General features: G+C 29.8%; 19 protein-coding genes, 4 tRNA genes, 1 pseudogene and 1 riboswitch. Of the genes and pseudogenes, 1 reads left to right on the forward strand and 23 read right to left on the reverse strand.

The features are described from left to right. From B2W91_RS05590 to B2W91_RS05660, 15 genes and pseudogenes are all read right to left on the reverse strand, one after another. Window positions 1-222 (reverse strand): annotated as a pseudogene (locus B2W91_RS05590) (collagen-like protein); the annotation flags it as partial. A gap of 432 nt (window positions 223-654) precedes the next feature. Continuing rightward, entirely contained in the window at window positions 655-1,332 is a 678-nt protein-coding gene (locus tag B2W91_RS05595; RefSeq protein ID WP_291579307.1) for a ComF family protein, read from the reverse strand. After that, entirely contained in the window at window positions 1,305-2,309 is a 1,005-nt protein-coding gene (locus B2W91_RS05600) for a hypothetical protein (RefSeq protein WP_291579308.1), read from the reverse strand. The genes B2W91_RS05595 and B2W91_RS05600 overlap by 28 nt, the downstream gene beginning before the upstream one ends. Window positions 2,310-2,324: 15 nt before the next feature. Then, window positions 2,325-4,535, reverse strand: coding sequence for an ATP-dependent RecD-like DNA helicase (locus tag B2W91_RS05605; protein WP_291579309.1), 2,211 nt, complete (start codon window positions 4,533-4,535; stop codon window positions 2,325-2,327). A gap of 810 nt (window positions 4,536-5,345) precedes the next feature. Then, a complete protein-coding gene (gene metK / locus B2W91_RS05610) occupies window positions 5,346-6,521 on the reverse strand; it encodes a methionine adenosyltransferase (RefSeq protein WP_291579310.1) in 1,176 nt (391 codons plus the stop codon). A gap of 80 nt (window positions 6,522-6,601) precedes the next feature. Then, a riboswitch (SAM riboswitch) is annotated at window positions 6,602-6,707 on the reverse strand. Window positions 6,708-6,949: 242 nt separating this feature from the next. Beyond that, the gene (locus B2W91_RS05615; protein WP_291579312.1) at window positions 6,950-8,290 is read right to left on the reverse strand and encodes an MATE family efflux transporter; all 1,341 of its coding nucleotides are present in this window, start codon (window positions 8,288-8,290) and stop codon (window positions 6,950-6,952) included. Between the two features lie 118 nt (window positions 8,291-8,408). Beyond that, the gene (locus B2W91_RS05620; RefSeq protein WP_291579314.1) at window positions 8,409-9,179 is read right to left on the reverse strand and encodes an ABC transporter ATP-binding protein; all 771 of its coding nucleotides are present in this window, start codon (window positions 9,177-9,179) and stop codon (window positions 8,409-8,411) included. A 1-nt stretch (window position 9,180) separates the two neighbouring features. Beyond that, complete coding sequence (locus tag B2W91_RS05625) at window positions 9,181-10,224, reverse strand: FecCD family ABC transporter permease (protein WP_291579361.1); 1,044 nt, start codon at window positions 10,222-10,224, stop codon at window positions 9,181-9,183. A gap of 71 nt (window positions 10,225-10,295) precedes the next feature. Further along, window positions 10,296-11,351, reverse strand: coding sequence for an ABC transporter substrate-binding protein (locus B2W91_RS05630; RefSeq protein ID WP_291579316.1), 1,056 nt, complete (start codon window positions 11,349-11,351; stop codon window positions 10,296-10,298). A gap of 904 nt (window positions 11,352-12,255) precedes the next feature. Continuing rightward, complete coding sequence (locus B2W91_RS05635) at window positions 12,256-13,281, reverse strand: helix-turn-helix domain-containing protein (protein WP_291579363.1); 1,026 nt, start codon at window positions 13,279-13,281, stop codon at window positions 12,256-12,258. 700 nt (window positions 13,282-13,981) lie between these two features. Next, window positions 13,982-14,066: transfer RNA gene (locus B2W91_RS05640), tRNA-Tyr, on the reverse strand. 6 nt (window positions 14,067-14,072) lie between these two features. Then, window positions 14,073-14,147 (reverse strand) — tRNA-Thr (locus tag B2W91_RS05645). An 18-nt stretch (window positions 14,148-14,165) separates the two neighbouring features. After that, window positions 14,166-14,241, reverse strand: a tRNA-Val gene (locus B2W91_RS05650). A 6-nt stretch (window positions 14,242-14,247) separates the two neighbouring features. After that, window positions 14,248-14,332, reverse strand: a tRNA-Tyr gene (locus B2W91_RS05655). Between the two features lie 503 nt (window positions 14,333-14,835). Next, complete coding sequence (locus tag B2W91_RS05660; RefSeq protein WP_291579317.1) at window positions 14,836-15,465, reverse strand: hypothetical protein; 630 nt, start codon at window positions 15,463-15,465, stop codon at window positions 14,836-14,838. A 556-nt stretch (window positions 15,466-16,021) separates the two neighbouring features. Here B2W91_RS05660 and yyaC point away from each other — a divergent pair. After that, complete coding sequence (gene yyaC / locus B2W91_RS05665; protein WP_291579318.1) at window positions 16,022-16,567, forward strand: spore protease YyaC; 546 nt, start codon at window positions 16,022-16,024, stop codon at window positions 16,565-16,567. A 322-nt stretch (window positions 16,568-16,889) separates the two neighbouring features. Here yyaC and B2W91_RS05670 read toward each other — a convergent pair whose 3' ends face one another. The 8 genes from B2W91_RS05670 to atpC form a co-directional block, all read right to left on the reverse strand. Beyond that, the gene (locus B2W91_RS05670) at window positions 16,890-17,918 is read right to left on the reverse strand and encodes a rod shape-determining protein (protein ID WP_039635249.1); all 1,029 of its coding nucleotides are present in this window, start codon (window positions 17,916-17,918) and stop codon (window positions 16,890-16,892) included. 90 nt (window positions 17,919-18,008) lie between these two features. Then, window positions 18,009-18,263 (reverse strand): sporulation transcriptional regulator SpoIIID, encoded by a 255-nt coding sequence (gene spoIIID, locus B2W91_RS05675; RefSeq protein WP_039635247.1) that lies wholly within the window; start codon window positions 18,261-18,263, stop codon window positions 18,009-18,011. Window positions 18,264-18,423: 160 nt separating this feature from the next. Further along, the gene (locus B2W91_RS05680; protein ID WP_291579319.1) at window positions 18,424-19,128 is read right to left on the reverse strand and encodes a M23 family metallopeptidase; all 705 of its coding nucleotides are present in this window, start codon (window positions 19,126-19,128) and stop codon (window positions 18,424-18,426) included. A gap of 485 nt (window positions 19,129-19,613) precedes the next feature. After that, window positions 19,614-20,717, reverse strand: coding sequence for a stage II sporulation protein D (gene spoIID, locus B2W91_RS05685; protein WP_291579321.1), 1,104 nt, complete (start codon window positions 20,715-20,717; stop codon window positions 19,614-19,616). A 557-nt stretch (window positions 20,718-21,274) separates the two neighbouring features. Further along, the gene (gene murA, locus B2W91_RS05690) at window positions 21,275-22,534 is read right to left on the reverse strand and encodes a UDP-N-acetylglucosamine 1-carboxyvinyltransferase (protein ID WP_291579322.1); all 1,260 of its coding nucleotides are present in this window, start codon (window positions 22,532-22,534) and stop codon (window positions 21,275-21,277) included. A gap of 26 nt (window positions 22,535-22,560) precedes the next feature. Further along, window positions 22,561-23,256, reverse strand: a complete 696-nt coding sequence (locus B2W91_RS05695) for a hypothetical protein (protein ID WP_291579323.1) — start codon at window positions 23,254-23,256, stop codon at window positions 22,561-22,563. 446 nt (window positions 23,257-23,702) lie between these two features. Next, entirely contained in the window at window positions 23,703-23,885 is a 183-nt protein-coding gene (locus B2W91_RS05700) for a hypothetical protein (protein ID WP_291579324.1), read from the reverse strand. A 611-nt stretch (window positions 23,886-24,496) separates the two neighbouring features. Then, a complete protein-coding gene (atpC, locus tag B2W91_RS05705) occupies window positions 24,497-24,901 on the reverse strand; it encodes an ATP synthase F1 subunit epsilon (protein WP_291579326.1) in 405 nt (134 codons plus the stop codon). Between the last annotated feature and the right edge of the window lie 80 nt (window positions 24,902-24,981).

The raw sequence follows: 24,981 nt of genomic DNA on the forward strand, positions 1-24,981 counted from the left end.
CTTATGACTTACATATAAATATAAAGAGGCTTTTTTTATTTTTACATTCTCATTCTCAAAATCACTAAAATCAAATTTTAGCAATGATCTAAACAATTTATTGAAGGGTTGGGTCATCGATTTATTACCTGTAAATAAATATTTTACGTTTGAAAAATTGGCATTAAAAAACTGCGATGTCACAAAAATATCCGCTTTAGGATATAATGTTATATTATTCATATACATAATTCCCCCCTATCATATTTATTTTATGCCTAGCTCTCTAAATTGGTTATAGCTATTCATACATTTATAATAGTAGGTGTCTTAGATATAATAAACTTTATTTTTAGTAGAACTCACTATTTTTAAGATCTAAATTAAATTTCTATTTTAATAATATTTTTCTTAACAAAAAGATAATGCTATGTATACAATATTGTATACATAGCATTATCTTTAAGCCGTTTGACCTGGTCTTTGACCCCACACTCGCCTGCTGGAGCTTTCGCTACCCAGATTTACCCTCTCACTACTAACCCTCTCGTTTTTCACGGCAGGACTTACTTCTAAGCCGCACCATGCTCATTAAAACTTTGTTTAACTTACGTGGATCGTTTTGCCTGCGACTGGCATCGACTTTCAACCACAAACCCGACTCATATCTTATTATTATACTACACTTTTTGAAGCAGTCAAGATGTATACTCTTCCAGCTCCAAATTTTTTTAATAAATTTACGCAATTTACAGCTGTAGCCCCAGTAGTTATAACATCATCAATTAATAAAATATTTTTTCCTTTAATACAGAACTTCTCATTAACCTTAAAACAATCACAAACATTGCTCCATCTTTCTCCCTTATCTAATCCTATTTGATCCTTAGTTTCTTTGAATTTTTCTAATAGATCTAAGCAAGGTTTATTAATTTTAGAAGATGCCACCTGAGCTAGAAGTTTGGCTTGATTATATCCTCTTTTTCTTCTTACATTTTTACTTATAGGCACAAAAGTAATTATATCAACTTTTAAAGCTTCTTTCTCAATTAAATCACCCATATAATTACCTAAAAGCTCTGCTGCTAAATAATTATTAAAATATTTTAAAGACAATACAAGTTTTTTAATAATATCATCATGCTTTGCTATAATATAACATTTATATCTCTTATTTTCTCTTATTATATAATAATTTTTATTAATAAAATTTATTTTGCTTTCACAACTGTTACATATTATTTTATCTTTAGTATAAGATTTACATATAATGCATTGTTCTTTCGTCGGATATATTACTAAAGATATACAATGTATTAGATACTTTAAATTTTTAAGAATCCTTCTTCCCACGCTTTCCTATTTAATTCTCTCATTATGAATTTAGCCTTATGTATATCTTGTGTTTCTTCTTTACAAAGAAAAATCACTTCTCCTCGTTCTAATGATTCCGCTCTTTCTACTTTACTTGTAATATAAACTAAAGTTTTATAATCGTAAATTTTATCATCTGCAAAAAATACTATTACATTAATATTATTCAAATCTTCATAGAACTCATCATAATCATCGGTAATTAAAATACTGTTATTTGAAAATAAAAATTTTTTGATATATGTCTTATCTTTTTTATCTTTTATATGGTAATATATATTTTCTGTTAATTTTCCTTTTAATTTATCCATATAGCCATAAATATTTAGCACTTTAACCTTGTCTGGTACATATATTATAGTTCTTCTATTTAAAGATATAGCCCAAGTTAAGTATTCATAAGCTGCTAAGGGCAAGTCTTCATTTACATTAATTCTCGTAGTAATTACTCTGGGTTCAATTAATGGTGTTTTATTCTTATTCGTAGGAAAATATATATTATCATCTTTTAAAAATATAGATTCAATAGAATATGAAATAGCTATTCCACTATCACTACAAAGCCGAGTTAAAACTTTTTCTATACTTTTTTTATCTTGAAGTGGCATATATCCTAAATCATCAAAGATAATTAAATCGTATCTATTATCTAAGTATAATGCCCTATTATAATTACATATAATCATCTTACCTTTAACTTCCTGTGATGAATCTTTTAAATATACGTATTTCTCCTTATCAATATAGTTTAGAATCTCTATTTTATCTTCAACTTCATTAGTTATATACACTATAGATTTATTATTATTTAAATAATAGAATATAGTAGTTAAAAAAATTGTAGCTGTATTATAAAAATAAGAAATAACATTTAATCTATCATGTTTATTTCGACAATATCTTAATATATCTTGACTTACTTCTTCTTTACCTCTAAACATGTTTTTTATAGCCATAGTTGTCTCCTCAAATCATATATCAAATATTTCTTTTATTCTCCATTTTAGTCCTGAATATCTTTCAAAGGTTCTATCATTATCTTTCATAAAACTAATAGCTTTTTGAGATCCTACAAGAACAACCATTTGTTTTGCTCTAGTTATACCTGTATATAACAAGTTTCTGTTCATAAGTAGTGGTGGCCCCATAAACATTGGCATTATAACTACAGGAAATTCACTACCTTGACTTTTATGTATAGTTATCGCATATGCAAGCGTAAGTTCATCTAAAAATACAGAGTCGTACTCTACAATTTTATCATCTTCAAAATTAACTACGACTGTATCATTTTCTTCTTTAATATCAATTACATAGCCTACATCACCATTAAAAACTCCAACACCAGTAGCTTCGTCTTCAGTATTATATTTATTCCATTTTAAAGTATAGTTATTTTTTGTTTGCATTACTTTATCGCCAATTCTAAAGACTATATCTCTAAATTCTTTTTCCATCTTATTTTTTGATTTAGGATTTAATATATTTTGAAGTTCTTTATTTAAATTATCTATTCCAACTATACCCTTCTTCATAGGAGATAAAATTTGTATATGCTTTGTTTTATCCCATGATTTATTAAACTTAGGAAGTCTAGTATTTATTAAAGATATAATTTGTTCTAATATTTTTTCTGTATCATAACATTCTATAAAATAAAAATCACTATCTTTTTTATTCAGCATAGGCATTTTACCATCATTAATTAAGTGGGCATTTACCGTTATCATACTTTCTTTACCCTGTCTAAATATTTCATTAAGCCTTACAATCTTTATAGAATTGCTGTCTATAATGTCTCTAAGTACATTTCCTGGACCTACAGATGGAAGCTGATCTACGTCTCCTACTATTATTAACCTCGTGCCCAATGATATTGCTGATAAAAGGTTATTCATTAAATTAATATCTATCATCGAAGCTTCATCTACTATTAAAACGTCACATTCAAGAGGGCTACTTTCATCTCTCAAAAGTTCGATTCCCTCTTCTCCTGCACCTATCTCTAAAAGTCTATGAATAGTTTTAGCCTCTCTTCCAGTAGCTTCTGTCATTCTTTTTGCCGCACGGCCTGTAGGTGCAGCCATAAATACTTTCATTCCAGCTTTTTCGAATATACTAACAATACAGTTAATTATTGTAGTCTTTCCTGTACCAGGACCTCCTGTAATAACTTCAACACCATAAGATATTGCTCCTTTTATAGCCTCAATTTGTGACTTTGCCAACTTTAAATTATTTTCTTTTTCAAAAGACTTTATTTCTTTTTCCCCATTGACCTCTAGTTCATCATAAGAATTTGATGCAAGTTCAACAATCTTTCTTGTTACACCTAATTCTGCATAAAGATATGGAATGGTAAAAACTGCACTTTCTCCATATATATTTTCTATCTTCAATTTACCTTCTAAAACGCTGTCATATACAGATTTTTGAATACTTTCTTCATCAACAGATAAAATCTCTTTGCACCTAACAATAAGCCTCTCCAGTGGCATATATGTGTTTCCTAAAAGACAAAATTCATTTACAACATATCTTATTCCGCTTTTAATTCTAAAAGGAGAATCTTTATCTATGCCTAAATTCTTTGCTATGCTATCTGCTGTTTTAAAGCCTATTCCCGATATAGTTTCTGTTAATATATACGGATTTTCTTTAACAATTCCTACAGAACTTGCTCCAAATCTTTTATATATTTTCATACATTGATTAGCAGAGATCCCATAGGTTTGGAAAAAAATCATAATGCTCCTAAGCTCTTTTTGTGAAGCATAAGATTTCATTATGAGTTCAATTTTTTTCTCCCCTATACCATTAATTTCCCTTAATCGTTCTATATTATTATCTAGAACTTCTAAAGTTCTTTCTCCAAAAAAATCAACTATCTTTTTTGCAGTAACAGGTCCTATTCCTGAGATAACCCCGCTAGCTAAGTACTTTTCTATTCCTAAAATACTGTTTGGTAAAATTTCTTCAATACCTGATACTTTTAACTGCTCTCCAAACTTAGGATGAATCACTAGCTCTCCTGTTACTTTATAATGCTGACCTTCACTAATATAAGGGATTATACCTACAATAGTTTTTCTAATATTACCATTTCTTATATTGGCAATGGTATAACCATTATCCTCATTTTTAAAGACAATATCATCTATTATCCCTGTTATATCTATCATGAAAATCTCTCCTAAAAATTCTTCTTTTGATTAATTATATCATAGCTGCTTGTATGGTTCTAATTCTACTCTTTATAAGTGTTCCATACGTAGCAGAATATAATTAAAAATTGTTAATTTATAATTATTGACACTTCAGTTATGAGTCTTGTAATATTTTAATTCTCTCATTGCAAACTAGCAAAAATACATTCTATATATAATATATTTTTACCAATCCACAATCATTACAAACCTGTTAAATTATACATATAGGGATACAATGTGAAAACTTAAGATATACTCTGGAAAATAAACTTTCTGTAAAAATAGCTTAAATTCTTGAGAATTAAGGATTAATAATGAAGAATGAAGAATTTCGGATATTTCTCAGTGGTAACTGAGAAATTCAGCATTGATTAACTGCAGCGGTGAGTAGTGTTCTCCATATATTATTGAACAAATATTAAACTATAAGACGTATTAAGAAGAACTGACAAACGCTGTTCACCCCTACAATGGAACACTAGCAAATGTAGTCCCTCCATAGTATTAGTTGAATTTATTAGTATCGTTCCGACATATATTGCACCTCAAGGAACCCTTATACAATTGAAAATTGACTATTGAGGATGGATAATTATTGATACTTCTTCCTTATGGAAGAAGTATTAGATTGATTTATCCCTTAAACGATAAAGTTGTTTTTGTTAAAAAATCTATTTAAAGAAATTATTTTTCTAAAAATAATTTTCACCTTAATTCTCAATCGTCCATTGTCAATTCTCCATTGAGAAAGCCCTGTACTAAATTAAGTACAGGGCTTTATGCTTATATATATCTTCTAATTTGAGCTACTTTACTTAATTTTTCCCATGGAAGATTTAAGTCTGTTCTTCCAAAGTGTCCATAAGCAGCTGTTTGTTTGTATATTGGTCTCTTTAATTCTAATTCTTTTATTATAGCACCAGGTCTTAGATCGAATACTTCTTTAATTATTTCAACAATCTTATCATCTGGTATCTTTCCTGTTCCAAAAGTATCAACTTCAATTGATACAGGATTAGCTACTCCTATAGCATATGCAAGTTCTACTTCTAGTTTATATGCAACTCCTGCAGCTACTAGGTTTTTAGCCACCCATCTTGCAGCATATGCAGCTGAACGGTCAACTTTTGTTGGATCTTTTCCTGAGAATGCTCCACCGCCGTGTCTTCCGTATCCACCATAAGTGTCAACAATTATTTTTCTTCCTGTTAATCCTGAATCACCTTGTGGTCCGCCTATAACAAACTTTCCAGTCGGATTAATATAGTATTTAGTATTTTCATCTAATAATTCAGATGGTACTATAGCATTTATAACATGTTTCATTAAGTCTTCATAAATTTGCTCTTGAGAAACATCTGGGCAATGTTGAGTTGATATAACTATTGTATCTATTCTTACTGGTTTTTCATCCTCATATTCAACTGTAACTTGAGTTTTTCCATCTGGTCTTAAATATGATAAAGTTCCGTCTTTTCTAACTTCTGCCAATCTTCTTGATAATCTATGAGCCATAGCTATCGGAAGAGGCATATATTCTTCAGTTTCAGATGTAGCAAATCCAAACATCATTCCCTGATCTCCAGCCCCTACAGCTTCAATTTCCTCTTTCTCTTGTCCTCTTTTTTCTATTGCCTCATCAACACCTTGAGCTATATCTGGAGATTGCTCATCAATAGATGTTAATACAGCACAAGTATTGCAATCAAATCCAAACTTAGCTCTTGTATATCCTATTTCTTCTACAGTTTTTCTAACTACTTTTGGAATGTCTACATAACAATTAGTTGTTATTTCTCCCATAACCATAACCATGCCTGTAGTCACAGCTGTTTCACAAGCTACTCTAGCATTAGGATCTTTTTCTAATATACTATCTAAAACTGCATCTGATATTTGATCACACATTTTATCTGGATGGCCTTCTGTAACTGACTCTGAAGTAAATAATCTTCTCATTTTTTAATCTCCTCCTTGCTATATCTATAAAATAAAAAAACTCTTCTTAGATAAGAAGAGGCTAATTACATATTTGCGCTCTCTTATCTTGCAGAATTACTTCTGCAGGAATTGGCACCGTGGTAAAATATATACCGGTTGCCGGGTTTCACAGGGCCTGTTTCCCTCCACCTCTCTTGATAAGAGCATTATTCTATTATTAATTTTACTAGATAAATATTAACATAATGTTACTTCTCTGTCAACATCACTGCTGTAAATTATATTGAGGAGAAAATTTTTCCATAAACATCACATATATTACAGAAAGATATACTATAAATATATCTTTCTGTAATATAAATATAATCTAGGTATAACTTATTTTAAGTCAAAAGTGATTACAATTTAATTTCAATTAAAGCCTGCATTAAATAACCTTAGTAATACTAAACTACAACACCTTCCTCCCTCCTCATAATTTTTTTATACATAAAAATACCTAAGGTATCTGATAAAAACCATCCAATAGGAATGGCTAAACATATCCCAGTAAATCCCAAAGATGTCATTGCAAGGCCATATGCCAAGAGTACCCTTGTTCCTTGAGAAGCAAAAGTGAGTATAATAGACACATTAACTTCACCAAGTCCACGATAAAACCCATAAAACATTTGTAAAAATCCAAGCAGTGTATAAGTCACACATACAATACGTAAATAATACACACTAACTTCAATAACATCAATAGCTTCTTTCTTAACAAAAATTAATACCAAATGTGGCGCAAAAACAAAAACCAGTATAGAAATAGCCAGTGAAAATACAACTATAACTTTTGACACGCCATGAATTCCTTCACGAATTCTTTCCATATTTCCTGCCCCTTTGTTTTGTGCAACATAGGTAGAAAAAGCATTACCAAAATCCTGCATAGGTATGTTAGCAAAAGAATCAATCTTTGAAGCAGCTGCAAAGGCAGCCATTACTATCGCCCCAAAAGTATTAACGAGACCTTGAATCATCATCATACCAAAACTTGACGCAGATTGTTGCACAGCAGTTAATATAGAATAACTCGCAACTATTTTAAATATTTGTCTATCAAATACAATATCTTGACGCTTAAATTTAATAAAATCTATACGTTTAATTGCATACACAGCACAACTAACCGCTGAAATACCTTGAGCAATAAATGTTGCTAATGCAACACCTGCCACTTCCATATTTAATACTATAGTGAAAACTAAATCTAAAATTATATTAATTACAGCAGATAAGATTAAAAAGTAAAGTGGAGATTTAGAATCACCAATAGCTCTAAGTAAAAAAGAAAATCCATTATAAATTCCTGAAAAAATCAGCCCTGCAAATATAAATCTCAAATAATCAGCAGCATATGCTCTTGTTTCTGGCGGCATTTGAAACAACTGAATTATTTGTCTCATAAATAGAGATGTTAGCACCGTAAGCATAATACTTACAATAAAAATGAATATAAAAGATGTTGAAATAGCTCTCTTCAGTTCCTCATACTTCCTTGCGCCAAAAAGTTGAGAAAAAAGTGCAGACGCTCCCATAGAAAGTCCAATCAAAATAGATGTCACAAATGTCATAATTGCAAAAGATGAACCAACAGCAGCTAATGCATCTTTTCCTACAAATCGTCCCACTATAATTGTATCAACTATATTATAAAATTGCTGAAACAAATTACCAATGAACATTGGGATTGCAAATCGAATAATCATCTCCATTGGCTTCCCTTTTGTCATATCAGCTTCCAAATTAAACACCTCCAAATATTTATTTACATTAAAACCTAAAATCTAATCTCCTAAAGTAATATTTTTTGTCTAACTTAAAGTAATCAATATATATTTAAATTGTTAAGATAAATTATTCTCAATCTAATATGGGATTGTAAGCAATAGCCAATCCACCGGTTATAGGATTTGTATAAATTTCGCAATCAATTTCATATACTTCTCTTATAAGCTTTTTTGTTAAAATTTCACTAGGACTTCCGCTTGTCACTACTTTTCCTCTTTTTACAACATATAAAATATCACAATAAGCTGCCGCAAGGGAAAGATCATGTAATGCAGCTAAAGTTCCTATTTTTAAAGACTTAACAATTGATAGAATTTGCAGCTGATATTTAATATCCAAATGATTTGTTGGTTCATCGAGTATCAAAAATTTAGGTTGTTGGGCAATGGCTCTTGCCAATATAACCCTTTGCTTCTCTCCCCCAGAAAGGGTTATATAACTTCTATTTGAATATGAAATTAAGTCCACTTTTTTAAGAGCTGCATTAACAATTTCATAATCATCATTGTTATTTGATTCCATTAAACTTTTGTGAGGAGTCCTACCCATCATAACCATTTCATGTACAGTAAAATCAAAACTCATATCATTAAATTGTCCAACAACGCCCATTGTTTTTGAAATTGATTTTACACTAGATCTTAAAACATCCTTTTCATCTAAAAATACAGATCCCTGTTTAGGTTTAATTACTTTGTATATACTTTTTAATAAAGTAGATTTTCCACATCCATTAGGGCCAATAATACCGACAAATTGTCCACTATCAACATAGAGAGAAATGTCTTTTATAATATCAGTGCCTGAAAGTGCAACTTGTATATTATCAACTTTTAAATCCATATTATTTCCCTCCAAATCCATAACTTCTCTTAATCAACATATACATAAACATAGGAGCACCAAGAAGAGCTGTAACAATACCAATTGGCAGTTCACCTTTTGGTATGATTGTTCTTGCCAAAAAATCTGTCCAAATAAGAAAAATTGCACTAGTGAGTATAACTGTTGGTAAAAGCCGCTTATGGTCAGAACCAACAACACTTCTCACTATATGAGGAATAATTAAGCCAACGAATCCAATAATACCGCATGTTGCTACAATTACCCCTGTAACTATAGACGAAATAATCATATAAAATCTTCTATAAAAATTAAGGTTAATTCCTAAAGTAACTGCAGCTTCATCACCCACTAACATTGCATTCATTATTCTTGATTGCAATAAGAAGAAAATAGTAGCTATTATCACAACTGTTGCAATCAAGGGCAAGTTCTCCCACTTAGCAGAAGCAAGGCTACCCATTGTCCAAAAAGTTATAGAGCGAATTCCTTCTGAATCTTTCGCAAAATAAACAATAAAATTTGAAAACGCACTGCATAGCGCATTAATTACTGTTCCTGCAAGAACTAACTTGACAGAAGACATTTTGCCACCAATACTCGACAACATCAAAACCAACGTGGCAGCTCCTAAAGCTCCAATAAATGCCCAAAAAGCAATCCCTATCTCACCGATAATACTTGTACTAGCAAAACCTATCATTATAGAAAATGTTGCTCCTAAAGAAGCACCTGAGGAGATACCCAATATATATGGATCGGCCAGAGGATTTTGTACAGAAGCTTGCATAACAGTTCCACATAAAGCAAGCCCTGAACCAACAATCATTGCTAACAATACTCTTGGGAACCTAATCTGCCAAATAATATCTACAAACATTCCTGACGTAAGTTGGCTAATATCCCCAATCTGTATGCCAGTTAATTTATAAATCAATATCCTACAGGATTCATTAAAAGGAATAGATACTTGTCCTATAGATACTGAAACAATAATAGAAAATACAATAGCGATAATTAATAAAAGGATTATTGAATTAAACATATATCGACTTTTTAATACAGGCTCAGGATTTATTGAAGTATCTTTCCTATCTTGTTGTCTTATCTTTAATATCATTTTTCCTTTCCCCCAAATAATTCAGGATGAATAAATGTTGCTACATCCTCATATAGATCAGCAAGTTGAAGACCACCATTTACTGAATTTGTATATTCTGCTACCATCACATTTCCTGTTTTTATTGCATTGACATTTTTGAGTCTTTCGTTTGAAATTAGTTTATTTTTTATCGTCTCCCTGTCAGGCTCCTGAAATTCTGTGATAATAATTTTTTCCGGATTAGTGGCAATAACTGCCTCAATTGACATCTCGATATATCCATTCTCTGACAACTTCATATATTCTCCGCCTGCACCTTCAATCATTTCATCAATAATGCACCAAGATGGTGGATAGTAATAATAAGTATCCCGTGCACTTCCAATAAACAATACCTTTGGAGCTTCTTTAGCCCCTTGAGCTATCTTTTTAACCTTATTTATTCTAGAATTCTGTTCTTTTAGATAGGCATCAGTCTTATCTTTAACGTTAAAAACCATTCCAAAATTCTTAATTTCTGTAAAATACTCCTCAATGCTACGCCCTATCGTAAAGTTTACAGCAGAGAGTACTGGAACACCCCTGTCATTCCAAAATGAAATGTCCCCCAATAATTCTTCTTTAAAAGCTGAAGATATAGAATAGATGATGTCAGGTTTCAATGCAAGCACAGCTTCCTTGGATGGCCATGATTCTGTAATAATTGGCATCTGATTAATTTGATCAGCATATTTTGAAAAGGATTGATTAAGATAAGCTACACCAACAACTTTATCCTTTTGCCCAAATTCAATCATAAGTTCAGCCATAGTTTCTCCAATAACTACAACTTTTTTAGGTTCTCTTTCAATGGTTTGTTCTATTTCTTTGCCCTCATTCGTATACATTTTAATAGTCACAGGATAATGATTTCCCCTTTCTACGTCACTTTTTTCTTCATTTAACTTTGCATTTTGATCATTTTGGCTTTGCTCTTGACTATCTTGTGCCTTTTCAGTATAAGAGCACCCTGTCACTATAGAAAGGCAAAAAGCTATTACTAAAAACAACGTTGTAAATTTTTTTGACATTTTCCTACCTCCTAATTAACTCTACCGTTTTGTAAATGATATAAATTTCTCAATTCAATTCGTACCTAATTTACACTAGCCCTAATTGTATTCCTGTGATAATTAAATACATAATCTGTGTATTCTATCAAAATTGCCAATGACTAATTTAGATAGAATCTACCCCCTTCATTAATCCACATAAACGGTATACTTGTATTTCCTCTCCCTATATAAGCTTCACTATTGGTAATGATTATTAATTTCATATGAGTCATGTACTATTATACTGAAATGACAGCCGCTAACTATGTTGATAGAAGCATTGTTTATGTTGATAAAACAACTTTTAAAATTATAAATATTTATATGCTATGTTCTATCAAATCACCTTATCATCTCTGCCAATTTTGGTATAATGTCATAAAAGGATATATACAAAAATCAAAAATATAGAAGTTCTTATAGTAAATGTAATAAAAATATATTTTTTACGATATTACCTAGAACTATTAAAATAAAATCAATATAAATAAGTCATATACTTCCTCCTAGCTATTAATAAAATTGATATCTAACTATGTGAAGTAATTTTAGTAATTTAAAAAGAACCTATTGATTGGGAAAATAAAATGTAAAAAGTAGTTGGTATAAGATTGATATGGAGGGGAACTTTATATATAGTAATATAAAGTTTACTTAAGGGTATTTCAGGCTATATTCACTAAAACATTTCAAAAAACTTATTATTTAATAATTATTAACCTTAAAAATTGGAATTTATCTTAAGCAAAACAAAGCCACAGGTATTACCCTGTGGCTTTAAGCTTAAAGACAGATTGATAAACTAATAAACTATACAAATCTAAAAATAAAATTTGTAAATAGGTGAATATTACAAAATTATATATCGAGCAATTGGAAACTAAAGTAATGTACTTCTATACTGCAATGGTGTTATTCCAAATTCTCTTTTAAATGCATAACAAAAATTACTTGGATTTGAGTATCCTACATCCAAAGCAATTTCATTAATTGGCCTATCTGTATCTAGCAATAACGTAGCAGCACGTTGCAAACACATTTTACGATGATATCTAAAAATAGTATCTCCATATATCATCTTAAAACCTTTAGCCAACTTATTTCTGTTGATAGCTAATTGCTTTGATAGAGTACTAACAGTTGGAAGTTCATATAAATTTGTCATTAATATTTCTGGCACTTTTTTTATTTGATTGATTTCAAATTCACTCAAAGATATTTGCTCTGTTAAGTCTGTTCCGAGGATTTCATAGGATATTATTTTCGAGAATATTTCCATTACTTTACTTTCAAAAAATAAAATTTTTGATTTTTTAGGTAAACTACAATTGAATATTTGTAAAAATGCATTCCCAATTTCAGGAGCTGCTTTTATTCCTTGATAATATTGTTCTCTAAGCGTATTTTCCAATTGTTCTATTGTCTCCTCCCAAAGTTCAATTCCATAACTTCCAAAATAAGAATCAATAGCCACTTTTTCAGCAGTAATAGAAATGCCTTGATATTTCTGACCGGCACAATACCTTACTGAACCACATGTTCCTCTAGACATTGATACAGAAATATCATTTGGAGACAAACACATGCTGCCAATCTTGGACTCTTTTATACATAAACAACCGCCAACACAGTATTCTACTTCAAAGTATTCTTGTGATAAATCAAACTCTATTATAATGTCCTGGTGAAAGACTACATCAAAAATTGTAAGTGTTACATTTCCCATGAGTTTATAAACTTTTATACATCCTTCTCCATAGTTAGAATCTATATCATATATAATTTCCTTATCATTTTGATTGGTTTTGAAATCACGTATTGTTGAAAACTGTGTTCGCATTTCTGAATATTGCATAAGCATGTCTTCATATCCTTCTTTTATATCTATGTGAAATCTATATTCCATACTTATAATTGCCTTTCTAGTAATCAAAAATATTTTACCATAAAACTCGATATATTCATTAAGTAGTTAGTTCTTGGTGGAGGATGAAAAATTCAAATCACCAACAAGTTTACAGTTTGTACTCTTAACCACTTAGAAATCGTCTAAATTACAAAATCAACAGTAATAATAGGAGTTACAGCCTAATAATTACAGATAATACTAGCATAATGGAATTTTCTTGTCAATATTGCTCATATAACTCTTAAAATGATGAATTTTCTCTATTAATTCTCTATAGAAATAAAAAAAGACATCTTATTAAATATATCTTTTGGGACGTTAAGTAAATATAAATATCATTGTTTTCTTGCTCTTTATGATTATTATCCGTTCTACAGATAGTATGACCAAAGTGAGTTCTCTTTGCTTCTTTAGATATCACTTTTTTTCGGAATGAGTCGGATAATTTTATCATCACCTACATTAGAATTTCCTCTTCCATCTACATTGCTAGTTGTAAAATAAATTAATCCATCTTTAGTCAATGGACAATTGACAATTATGGTTGAAATTAATTTTACAAATTAATTTCTTCAAATAGGTTTTTTAATAAAAAACGCAGCAGGCTTATGACTACTGCGTATGAAAGCGTGATTATTTACAAAATAAAAACTACATTTGATCTCTCAAAATAAGAGAACAAATGTAGCTTTTGACTTGGTGGAGGAGGACGGATTCGAACCATCGAAACGAAACGTAACAGATTTACAGTCTGCCCCCTTTGGCCACTCGGGAACTCCTCCATATTATGGAGCTGGCAATAGGAATCGAACCTACAACCTGCTGATTACAAGTCAGCTGCTCTACCGTTGAGCCATGCCAGCATATTATGTAATTTTTAATGGTGGTCGCAACAGGGATCGAACCTGTGACCCTCTGCTTGTAAGGCAGATGCTCTCCCAGCTGAGCTATGCGACCATAATTTGGTGGAGGAGGACGGATTCGAACCATCGAAACGAAACGTAACAGATTTACAGTCTGCCCCCTTTGGCCACTCGGGAACTCCTCCACATTATAAAACTGACTATCTATCAAGAAATGTCAGCATTTTCGCAAGTTCTTCAAAAAATTTTCTGAGAACATTGACAAGGAATAGTATATAATTTTATAACTATTTTTTCAAGTTTTTTTTGTATCATTTTCGGTGTTTATATTTTACTACCTCCATTTTTCTTGTTTTTACTTCATATTCCGCATAACTACAGTTATTATTTTAATTTTATATAATTTCTTCCAACACTAAAGATTCAGTCAATGTAACTGACTATACTTTGTCACACTTGTTGCCTATCGACAAGCGCCATTCATCTGCCGCTTATAGAAGATAGGGTAATTTCACACAATCAGGATAAAATGAACTTTATTTTGAAAAACTCCGAAGGCTTTGATTGTGGAGTTTTAAGCATAATTCTTTATTATTCATTCTTAATTTTTAATTCATTGTAAAAATTTTATTATAGAAATTAAAATCATGCATAAGTTAAATCTTCATTAAGGAATCCTGTATATAAATTAATCAGTATTCTCTACAGTATCCATATCTATGAATTTTCTCGCTATTTTCTTAACTTCATAAAGCTCTTTTTCTGATAAGTAATTTTTTAATACATCTAAGCTCTTTCTTACTCCTATCTTTTGATTTTTATATTGCAGATAATCGCTAATTTTATTCTGTTCCTCTTTTGGTATCTTATCACTCACCGAAAAAAGCTTCACTTTATCATTAACGGATAATGCTGTTTCAATTTCTTCTGGTGGGATTTTTATTACTGAATTTTTTTTCCTCTGCTCAATATTATAAGAGTCGAATTCTCCTTCTACTATTACTTCTGCACTATCATAAGCTTCATCTAAAAATAGTTTTGTATTTAAGTCTCTGTCACTAATTTTACTTTTATTATTATCTATTTCAATATTTTTTTCTAAATTTTCTTCTTTTAAATCTTTTTCTTTATGTAGCTCATTTAGCTCATTCTTTCCATCAATGTCAAAAGCTTGATTATTATCTATCTCTACATTCTCACTATTAAGTATATTTGATACTATCTCCTCATCTCTTTTATCTGTAGCATAAAATTTAAAAATGCATATAGTGAATATAGTATAAAGAATAATTATAGAAGAACAGATCTTTCTTTTCATTACATCACATCCTTGTAGTTAAAATATCTTTTATAATTCTTTACCTAAAATTTAACAAATATACATTTATTACGATGTAATCTTTAGCAATTCCAACGTTACTTAGAAATATCTTTTAAATGCTTATATTTTCGATTATTAGTTTTTCTTTTAATTTCTTTACTTTCCTATATATCTCTATATTTTTATAGAATTCAATAATTACTATATATTATTTAGCATATATATTTTATTAAGACCATTGTATATCAATATAGATGTACCACCTCTAAATTTGATCTATCCCTGAAAGTATTTAACATTTATTGGTGTTACCACTAATACTACTAAATTCACAATTCACAGTTCACAATTGTGGGCATTTCTCAGCTATTGCTGAGAAATTTAGAATTTATTCTGTAGCAGTAAGCAGTGTTCACCATAATCATTAGCAATTTTATATCGCTAGTCTAATAAGATATTAAGATACTTATTTCTATAATTTATACTTTTAATTTTTAGCTAATTAAAATGTGCATTATTTAAATTATAAATAATTAATTAGGAGGTGTAATAGGTGACTAGAGTGAAGACGCATTATGACAGTCCCTTAGCCTATTATAATTTAGCAAATTTTATTAAAGACTATTTAGATGAAGATACTATCATTATTTGCATAGGAACTGATAGATGCATAGGGGACTCTTTAGGACCTTTAGTAGGAACTTTTTTAAAGGATAAACAGTTCCCACTACCAGTTTATGGTACAATTTCAGAACCTATTCATGCCTTAAATCTTGAAAGTAAACTATCTCAAATAAAACTTAAACATCCAGAGGCAAAAATAATTGGTATAGATGCTTGCTTAGGTCCTTTTTCCAGTATAGGAGAAATACAAGTAAGAGACTTTCCTATCAACCCTGGAAAAGGTGTGGGAAAACAACTTCCTCAAGTAGGGGATATATCTATAATTGGAATTGTAGATTCTAGTGAAGATACTGAATTATTTACAAATAGAAATATAAGACTAAATCTAATAATGCAGTTATCTAAAGTAGTAACTCGTGCACTAATACACTCTTATTATTTAGTTTTTAACGAAGAAATTTCAAAAGAATCATAAAAAAAGTTCTCTCTAATTTTTAGAGAGGCTTTTTCACTTTAGTCTGCAGTATTAAAATAAAGATTGCAGTTATTTCAACCTAAAATCATATAAAAAGTTGTAAATATAAGTACAATTAGGAAAAAACTTTAAGGCTTTATTGTCTCACCAATTAAATAATGTATTCAACCTTTAGACAATAAATTTTACTAATCCTATTTCTATTAATTACCTTGGTTAAAGGACTTCTATAAGAAAGAATGATGAAGCTCTGCTAATAAGGTGAAAATTAAAAGGACATACTTTAGAGTATGTCCTTTTAATAACTATCTTCTATATTAAATTAATAAAACGATAAATCTTCTCCACTGAATGAATCATCCATTTTATCTATGAAGTCTAAAGCTTTGCCAGTTCCTAGCGCAACACAAGAAACTGAATCTTCAGCTACATATACAGGAACTTTAGTATAATCTTGTATTAGCTTATCTAATCCATCTAGAAGTGCTCCACCACCAGTCATAACTATACCCTTCTCAGCTATATCAGCTGCAAGTTCAGGTGGAGTTTTTTCTAATACTGCATGAGTACATTCCGCTATAGCCGCTACCGCCTCTCCTAGAGCCTCTCTCATTTCTGTTGAATTAACAACTATATTTTTGGGAAGTCCTGTAATAAGGTCTCTTCCTCTTATTTCCATACTTATTTCTTCTTCTTTTTTATAGGCAGAACCTATATTAATTTTTAAATCTTCAGCAGTTCTTTCACCGATCATAAGCTTATGCTTCTTTCTTATATAACGAGTTATTGATTCATCAAAATTATCACCGGCAACTTTGATTGATTCTCTAACAACCATTCCGCCTAGTGAAATAACTGCGATATCTGTGGTACCTCCACCAATATCAATTACCATATTTCCACTTGCCTTTGAAATATCAAGACCTGCACCTATTGCTGCAGCTAAAGGCTCTTCTATTAAATGAACTTTTTTTGCACCAGCATTTCTTGCTGCATCTTCAACTGCTCTTCTCTCAACTTCTGTAGCTTCACAAGGAACACAAATTACTACCCTTGGAGCTGATTTCTTATTTCCACAAGCCTTTCTTATAAAGTGTTCAAGCATTTTTTCTGTTACATCATAATCTGAAATTACTCCATCTCTTAGTGGCCTAATTGCCACTATATTTCCTGGAGTCCTTCCTATCATTTTTCTTGCTTCTTCTCCAACTGCTAAAACTTTATTTGCATTTTTGTTTATGGCAACTACTGAAGGCTCTTTTAAAATAACACCTTTTCCTTTAATATACACAAGCACTGTAGCGGTACCTAAATCTATACCCATGTCTGTCCCCATTCCGAAAAAAAACATCTTAAAATTCACTCCTGCTCTTTCGTATTTTAATATATACAGACTTATAATAAAAATCTTTTATATTATCTTATTATAATACGAAATATTTTATCCTTCAATCGTTTTGTACTTCATCTTTGTGGCCTTACCGCCCCTTATGTGCCTTTCAGCTTTGTTTAAATCCAGAATATTTTTTGCCTCTTCAGCAATCTTTGGATTTATCTTGGGTAGTCTTTCTGTCATATCCTTGTGTATGGTACTTTTACTTACCCCAAATACTACAGCTGTTTTTCTAATAGTAGCTTGAGATTCAATAATATATTTTGCAACCTCTAATACTCTATCTTCGATGTAGTCTTTCAAAGTGTTACCTCCTTAACCCTTCTATATTTATAAATATGCTAAAAATTTGGTTTAAATTACTTTGTTATCAGTCATTTTCCGACATAATCGGAAAATGACTAATATTTAAGTTAGTTATGAACTAATATTTTTCACTTAAGATAAATGGTTAACTAAATAGTTATTTTTTATAACTAACAAATTTAGCTGGATCTACACTTTTTCCGTCTTTTGATACTTCAAAATGTAAATGTGGACCATATTCTTCATAAGCGAAGTTTGTTGTGTTTCCTATTTTTCCTAATTCCTGAGAAGCTTTAACATTATCACCTTTTTTAACATTTACTTTTTCTTCTAAGTTGCAATACTTAGTAAGAACTCCGTTTTGGTGATCTACTTCTACATATGTTCCCTCAGTTGAAACATCTACAGCTTTAACAACTCCATCCATAGATACTACAACAGGTGCTCCTTTTTCAGTCTTAATATCCATACCAAAGTGTGGTCTATAGTCCTTAGTTGATGCCATATATACAGGATCTTCTGAATAAGCTCTTGCTAATGAACCTTCAACAGGATTTACAGCTTCGCTATTAGTTTGTTTTGATACAGCCTTACTATCATTTTCCTTTTGAACTTGAATATTTGGTACAGGTTCTAATTCTTCTTTTTTAACCTGTAATGCATCATTAAAGTTCTTAGGATCTATCGATGCCTCACCTTCAGCTTTTGCAGTTTCTTCTATCACAGGTGGATTAGTAGCAACATCTTTTCTATTTCCAGCTGTTATAACTGCTACCGTAGCCACAGCACATAAGCATACAAACAGGATTACGTAGAAGCCCTCCTTCTTTAAGAATTGTTTAAATTTAGATTTATTATCCATAAAAACACCTCCACTAATATTGTTGTCCTATATAAATAACTTCATTCAATTTATATATGAAATTTTTTCCTTATTTTTCGACTAAATTTACTATTTCAATTAACTTATTAATATATATATTTATATAATTGCACTTTTATAGATATATTTTTAATATAAATAAAAGAATATAAAAATTAACGAGGCTTAATTAAAAATTTAGGTAATTTCTATATATATACATATTTCATATATAGAGAAATAGTTAATCAATTTTATGCAGAATGAAGGATATTTACTTATAAAAAAAGAAAAGTGAGCTCATCACTTTTCTTAAAAACTTTCTAAATTTAAAAATGAATATTTAATAAATTAAAAATTGAAGATGAATAATCTACAATTATAATTAAAATTAAATTTACAGATTGATTTCTTCAAATGGATTTTTAATAAAAACAATTGTGTAACTTCAACAAAGAAGTAAATTCAAAATTTTATTTCTAAAATTATCTATTAATTTTAGTTACTTCTACACCCTTATAATAATGATTTAATATTTGTTTGTAGCTTTTACCATCTTTAGCCATAGCATTTGCCCCCCACTGACTCATACCTACACCATGGCCAAAACCATTACAGCTTATTTCTAATTCGTTATCTAGAAAATTTAAATTGAAACTAGCAGAATTTAGATTAAATAAGGTTCTAAATTTAGTTCCTGCTATAACAGTATCTCCTAGCTTTATTTCCTTCACGCTTCCGCCCTCAGTTCGTCCTAATATTTTAATTTGACTTTTAATATTACTTACTACCATATTAGCATTATATTCATTATTCGCTTTATCTACTAACTGCTCATAAGGTATTTTCACAATACTTTTATATCTAGGTGCTTGTTCTTCACCTTTACTTTCAACACTTCTTAAATATGGAAGAGCATTAACAAATACATCCTCAGAATTTTCTGTTCTTCCACTGCTAGTTGAAAAATAATATGCTCCTCTTGCTAATTCATTATTATAGGTAATAACTTGACCTTCTGTCACTTTCACGACCTCTTCAACTTTCTTCCAATTCTCATTTGCTGAGTCCCCCCAAAGTTCCATTCTTTTTTCCTTATTCATATAAACTTGGCAATGAATAGTATCACAAAGATCTGCCCCATTCCCCTTTGGGCATCCTCCCCCTAATGCTTTAGTATGTGCAATAGTATATGTTCTTGCAGCTACTGCTTGCGCCTTTAAAGCTTCTGCTTCAAAGTTTATAGGCATTTCGCTGCTGATTACTCCTTTTATATATTCCTCTAACGATAGCTCGGCAATTCTATTCTCTTTACTAAGATAAATTTTTACTGCAGGTACATTAATATTATAAGTAGTTGCTGTACTCTTCCCCCTGTTACCATCCTTTATTTTTACTTCTTGTTCCTTTATTTCAAAAGGATTAGTAGTTTCTTCTTTATTATCTCCTAAAATAAAATAAGTTGATAATAATAAAAATACAAGTCCTAAAGCTAAAAATATTAACACTCTAATAATTTGTGAAGCCAAATCCTCAGAGAGTATCCCTTTGCATTTGTTTACATTTTTATAGTTATTTGTAGATCTCATTTTATTCTCCCCCCACTCAGTATTTCATAAGCTTTAATGTTAATTTACTGTATGTATTTATAATATTGTCATTAAAATATTATTAAAGTTATTAGATATTTATTAATAAATTTCCAATAATATAACCACTAATTTATTAAAATAATTATTATGTTAATGTTATATAGATAAATCACTCTAAAATTTAATGTATGTCTGAATCTAAGTTACAGTTTGATATATCAATTCACAACTTAGATTAGTGTACAATTCACAATGCACAGTTAAGGAAGAAATTATTTTTTAGAAAAACAATTTTTAAAAACATATTTTTGACTAGAAATATAAAATTGCTAGTGATTATGGCGAACACTGTTCGCCGCTACAAAATCAATTCTAAATTTCTCAGTTGCCACTGAGAAATATCCGAAATTGTGAATTCAATAGTTTCAATTATAATGCTAAGAAATACCAATTATTTTCACATATATATTAATTTTAGAGCTTGTATATCTATATAGGTATACCAAGTAGGAAAATAAAAAGAGACTATGAATAAAATTCATAATCTCTTTTATCTATACTCTAATTCTCTCAATATCTGCTCCAAGCTCCCTCAATTTTTTTTCTATAGAAACATATCCTCTATCTATATGAAATATATCTGATACTATAGTTTCTCCCTTAGCACAAAGTCCAGCTAATACCAATGCTGCACCTGCACGTAAATCTGTTGCCTTTATGGCTGCTCCCGTAAGCATATCTACGCCTTCTACTATAGCACATCTTCCATCTATTTTAATGTTTGCTCCCATTCTTATAAGCTCGCCAACTTGCATAAATCTATTTTCAAATATAGTTTCTGTTATTAGACTGGTTCCTTTTACTGTACTTAACAGACTCATCATTTGCGACTGCATATCTGTTGGAAATCCTGGATATGGCATAGTTTTTATATCTATAGGCCTTAATATACCACTGCCATCAACAATTAAACTATTACCAGCACATTCAATTACAACTCCCATTTCCTTCAACTTTGCAATAACTGGTTTTAAACACTCTTCATCAATATTATTGATTTTTATTTTACTTCTAGTAATAGCAGCCGCTATCATAAAAGTTCCTGCCTCAATTCTATCAAATATAGGTGTATGACTTACTCCATCTAATGCATCTACACCTTTTATTATTATTGTATCTGTTCCTTCACCTTGAATATCCGCACCCATTTTTCTTAGAAAAGTAGCTAAATCAACAATTTCTGGTTCTTCTGCTGCATTTTCAATAATGGTTTCTCCCTCTGCTAAAACTGCTGCCATCATTATATTTTCTGTTGCTCCTACAGAAGGAAAATCTAAATATATTTTTTTACCTATTAGCTTTTCTGCTGTAGCCTCTACATATCCATGACCCATAGTAATCTCTGCACCTAAGGCTGATAATCCTTTCAAATGCAGATCTATAGGTCTTGACCCTATATTACATCCTCCTGGAAGAGAAATTTTAAATCTTCCAAATCGTCCAATCATTGCTCCCATTATTAAAAAGGAAGCTCTCATTTTTCTTACTAAATCATGGTCAACATTGCTATCATTTAATTTTGAAGTATTTATTTTTACAATATTACTTTTGGAATCTATATCTACGTCTGCATAGAGTGATCTTAGCACATCGCAAAGCACATAAACATCTTCTAGCATAGGTGCATTTTTCAAAGTACACTGCCCGCCGCTTAATATTGTCGCCGCTAATATAGGCAACACTGAATTTTTAGCTGAACTTATATTCACTTCTCCTCTTAATGTTTTACCACCTTTTAAAATAAATTTATCCATGTTAATCCTCCATCAATAGTGCTGATTTAAAACGTTAAGGTTATTTCCGGGGTACCCATAATTAAATAATTACCTGAAGAGTATCTTACAACAGCAAATTGGAAGTCTATCAATTCATCATTTACTCTTTTAGCAATATAATTTTTAGTATTACAAATAGTGCTATAACCATTATTCAAATTTACAGTACTTAAACCTGTGGTTTTCCTATTCTCTAAAGCATTTATTATACTGCAATTTACAGTTTCTAAATCGTTTTCTTCAAGCATAGACTTAATTTGAAGATAATATTGTACATTATAAGCATGTTCTAACAATATTTTATCTAATACCCCTTTTAAATCTTCTAATTTATTTTCATTAGTTTTTTCTACTAAATTTATAGTTATTAAAGTTTCATCTTTATAACAAACTTTCTCAATATAACCATAAATATTATCAAACTTAAATTCTCTATAATTAGAGTTATCATATATTGTTTTCTCTTCCATTGAAGTTGTATACTCTCTTAATAATAGTAACAAGTTTTTATAGTAGTAATCATAATCCTTATTGGATTTAAAGGTGGTTGTAATAGAAGCCTCTACTATTTTACTATTTGTTATAGATAAGACTTCATTAAACACATCTACTCTCTCTTTAGCTTGAGACAAAAATATATTAAAATTAATTATAACTATAGCCATTATCAAAAAACTTACTATTCTTTTTCTCTTAACCATATCAATTCCCCCATTCATCTAAATTATTGACTTGGGTATAATTTTTTATTCCCTTATTTAGGAAAATAATAAATTATCCCTCCTCAACTATGAAGAGGGCTACTCATTAGGGCATTGTTATGTTATATATTATTAATATATAATAAAAGCATCAAATTTGTGCATTGTTGTTTAATAATGTAGAAAAACAAAAAAAGTTATGATTAATTATCATAACTCTTCATATATATAATTAAAAATTTAAAATAATAAATAATATATAATTGTAAACGAAAATGACAAATTGTTGTATCTCTATTTAATTTCTTCTATAAATGTAAATCCTATAAGAATTACATGACTATATTTTAAAATTTTTTCAAAATATGCTTATAAATTTATGTAACAAAGAAGAAAAGTGACTAAGCACTTTTCATAGAATTCTATAATTATAGCTATATTTAACGCTAGCTAAATAAAGAAGAAAAAGTAGAGACATTCTTTAATAATCTAATAGCAGTATTTAAATCGATATACTTCTCTCCATTTAATTCTACACTATTATTCATGAACTGCTTTACTGCTTCTTCATATTCGTATTCAATATTAGCTACAGAAGAATCCGGCACTTTAATTCTATTATTATCCATTTTTCTCTTCCTTTCCAACATAATATATACATAGTATATATTAAAGTAGAAATTTTTATCCTTAAATATATATTTCCTAGGAAATCGACAAATTTATACATCTAAAATTTTGCAATTTCTATCTGACACGTTGTTTAATAAGAACGATATATATTATAGGGTTCCTAATGAAAATTAATGTATAACTAAATATAGCTACAAATTTGAGTATTTCAATTCACAATTCACAATTAAGGTAGAAATTATTTTTAATCAAAATAATTTCTTTAATAGATTTTTTAATTAGCAATACAATTGCTAATTATTATATGGCGAACACCGTTCGCCACTACGGTTAATCAATTCTAAATTTCTCAGTTACTACTGAGAAATATCCACAACTGTGAATTGTTAATTTAGTAGTATTAGTGGAAATACCGATAAATATTAATTACTTTCAGTGATAGATCAAATTTGGAAATGGTACATCTATATATATCATTCTTTTACTTGTGATTTAACACTTCTCTAAAAATACTTATATTATCAAAAAATAAGCTTCCACAAATAGTGTTACTATTTGTGGAAGCTTACATTGCAGTATTTACATACAATATTATAATGCTAATTAATTATTTTATTGAAGATACTTTAAGTCTCATTAAAGATCTTCTAAGAGCTCTTTCCGCTCTTTCAATATCTATATTTTCTTTATTTTTTAGTCGTTCTCCTGCTCTCTCTTTAGCAGATTTAGCTCTTTCTTCATCTATGTCTTCTGGCCATTCAGCCGCACTACATAACATTGTCACTACATTATTCTTTACTTTTATAACTCCGTTAGATGTAAAGCCATGAAATTCTTTATCATTTATATCTTGAAAGGTAGTTATAGTTGGTACTAAGTCAGATGCCATAGATATATGGTTAGGAAGTATTCCAAATCTTCCTTCACCACCTTCTGAGTTTAATTTCACAACTTCACCTTTATAAAATTCTTTATCTGGAGTCATTATTATAAGTTTGAAACTTTTCTCCATAGCTTTCCTCTTTCATAAATTTTATTCTTATTCTTAAGCGTCTGAAGGAAAATAATAATCCAAAGATGTTAGTATATTTT

Source organism: Clostridium sp. UBA6640, from assembly GCF_002455975.1.
Taxonomy (GTDB): Bacteria; Bacillota; Clostridia; order Clostridiales; family Clostridiaceae; genus Clostridium_J.